At 70.4% G+C, this 2,398-nt stretch carries 3 protein-coding genes; 2 read left to right on the top strand and 1 reads right to left on the bottom strand.

Annotated elements, in window-relative coordinates; genetic code table 11:
- The first annotated feature begins 211 nt into the window (after positions 1-211).
- The gene (locus E1211_RS31705) at positions 212-1,009 is read left to right on the top strand and encodes an SAM-dependent methyltransferase (RefSeq protein ID WP_132353865.1); all 798 of its coding nucleotides are present in this window, start codon (positions 212-214) and stop codon (positions 1,007-1,009) included.
- A 288-nt stretch (positions 1,010-1,297) separates the two neighbouring features.
- On the opposite strand, the gene E1211_RS31715 is transcribed toward E1211_RS31705, so the two are convergent.
- Positions 1,298-1,975, bottom strand: a complete 678-nt coding sequence (locus tag E1211_RS31715) for a TMEM175 family protein (protein ID WP_132353867.1) — start codon at positions 1,973-1,975, stop codon at positions 1,298-1,300.
- 310 nt (positions 1,976-2,285) lie between these two features.
- On the opposite strand from E1211_RS31715, the gene E1211_RS31720 reads away from it, so the two are divergent.
- Positions 2,286-2,398, top strand: a 113-nt coding sequence (locus E1211_RS31720) for an SDR family NAD(P)-dependent oxidoreductase (protein WP_132353869.1), incomplete at its 3' end; no start/stop codon positions are given.

Raw genomic sequence — 2,398 nt, forward strand, 5'->3', positions numbered from 1 at the left:
CCCCCACAAACACCCCTCCCCACCGCAGCGGCCTCTTCGCGGAGAGGGTGGCCGTCCGGCGCGCGGAGGCCGCCGTCTCCGGGAAAGAGCACGGATCACCAGGCGGTACGTGCCGGGGCGACAGGATCGTCGACAGTGGACTTGGGGCGGGTAGCATGCCGGCTTAGCGCAGAGCTGGCACACCGACGTCCCCTCTCGACAGGAGCCCGGCATGACTGGCCCGGACACCGAACTCGCCGCGAAGATCCAGTCCGATGTGCCGCACGCGGCGCGGATCTGGAACTACTGGATGGGCGGCAAGGACAACTTCCAGGCCGACCGGGCGGCCGGCGACGCCGTCGCCGAGGTCTATCCGGAGATCGTGCTCATGGCGCAGCACTCCCGCCGGTTCCTGGTGCGCGCCGTGCGCCACCTCGCCGCCGAGGCGGGCGTCCGCCAGTTCCTGGACATCGGCACCGGCCTGCCCACCATGCAGAACACCCACGCGGTCGCCCAGCAGGTGGCGCCCGACTCCCGCATCGTCTACGTGGACAACGACCCGATGGTCCTCGTGCACGCCCGGGCGCTGCTCGCGAACACCACCTCCGAGGGCGTCACCACCTACGTCCCCGCCGACTACCACGATCCGGAGCGGATCCTCGCCGAGGCGGCCCGGACGCTCGACTTCGACCAGCCCATCGCCGTGATGTTCATGGGTGTGCTCGGCTACGAGCCGGACCTGGACGTGCTGCGGTCGATCGTCCGCCGGACGATGGACGCCACCCCGCCCGGCAGCTACCTGGTGTTGTGGGACGGCACCGACACGAGCCCCGAGGTGGTCGCCGGCGCCGAGCGGCTGGCGCAGAACGGTGGCGTCCCGTACATCCTGCGCAGCCCGCAGGATCTGGCCACCTGCTTCACCGGGCTCACCGTGGTCGAGCCCGGTCTGGTGCCGATCCCGTTGTGGCGGCCGGACGACCCCGACGCCGAGGGGATCGACGCATACGGCGCGGTGGCGCGGAAGCCCTGATCCGGGGCGGTTCGGCCGGACCGAGCCGCGTACCCGCGAGCAGTCGCGGGCCTCGGTGGCGGCGATGGTCCGGAGGACGGTCTCCGTACCGAGGGCGACGTCCTCACCCTGGCCGTCGAGGCGTCCGCCCGGCTGATGACCCGGCTCGGGATGCGGCGCGAGGCACGGCACGTGCAGAGCTACCTGTTTCGCGGCGAGTGGGCCGACCAGCTCGTGTTCGCGATGCTGGCGCGGGAGTGGCGGCGTCGCGCGGACGGCTGATCGGCCGGGCCCGGGCCGGGCCCGGGTTCAGGGCGCGGAGCCACCTTCGGCTGCGTCGCGCCTGCCGAGCTCGCCCCGGATCGGCAACCAGTACGCCGGGATGAAGGCGGCGATCACCGCCACGCCGAGCAGCGGGAGGAACGCCCCGACCACGATCCCGGCGGCGATCCAGATCATCGCGATCCGGAACCGGCGGGCGACGAACCTGGCACCGGTGTCGTCGATGGTGGAGCCGAGCAGTCGCCGATCGTGGCGGGCGTACTCCCAGATGATGTTGAACAGGATCGCGGCCAGCTCGATCGTGGCGCCGTAGAACACGACGGCGCCGCGCTCGCCGTCGCCGGAGTGGAACGCGTCGGCGAGGACCGATGCGGCGAACGGCAGGAACGCGACATCCATCAACAGCAGGGTGTTCAGGAACATCAGCAGCCGATCCACCACCCGGACGTGATCGAACATCACATGGTGGTTGACCCAGATCTGGCCGATCATCAGGAAGGTGACGGAGTAGGCCAGGTAGGACGGCCAGAGCGCGCCCAGTCCGTGGAACAGTCGCCGGAAGTCCTCCGGCGGCTGGATGTCCAGCACGAGCAGGGTCACCGCGATGGCGAAGACCGCGTCGCTGAACGCCACCAGCCGTCCCGGGTTGCGGGTCCCGCCGAACGCCGCCGACGGCTCGGCCGGGTGACCCCGATGCCGTGGCACGGCTACGTCCCGGTCCGGTCGCGAGGCCACCGGTCACCGGCGCCGCGCGGCTGACGCGCACGCTCGACCGACCCGACGGCGCCCTCTCGATCCGGTGACGGCATGACCCGCTCAACTCGTCGAGGCAGCCTGCGGTGACTGGTGGGCGGGTACTCTTCTCGCCACCCCGACGCGCGAAACCTGTCGAACCCGCTCTCCGTCGGATCAGCAATGCTGATGCTGATCATCGGAATGATTCGTTTGATTTGATGCTTGTGCCGAGCGACGCTTGATCCGTCAACGAACGACGACGGGTCAACGGAGGCTCGACATGAGCAAGGAACAGCGGGTAGCGATCGTCACCGGCGGCTCCCGGGGCATCGGCCGGCAGGTCGTGCAGCGGCTGGCCGAGGAGGGTTACGCCCTGGTCGTCAACTACGCGGG

The sequence above is a fragment of the Micromonospora sp. 15K316 genome (genome assembly GCF_004348525.1).
Taxonomy (GTDB): Bacteria; Actinomycetota; Actinomycetes; order Mycobacteriales; family Micromonosporaceae; genus Micromonospora.

Coding starts and splice junctions, on each gene's coding strand:
- E1211_RS31705 (WP_132353865.1), top strand. CDS start 212: ATGACTGGCCCGGACACCGAACTCGCCGCGAAGATCCAGTCCGATGTG.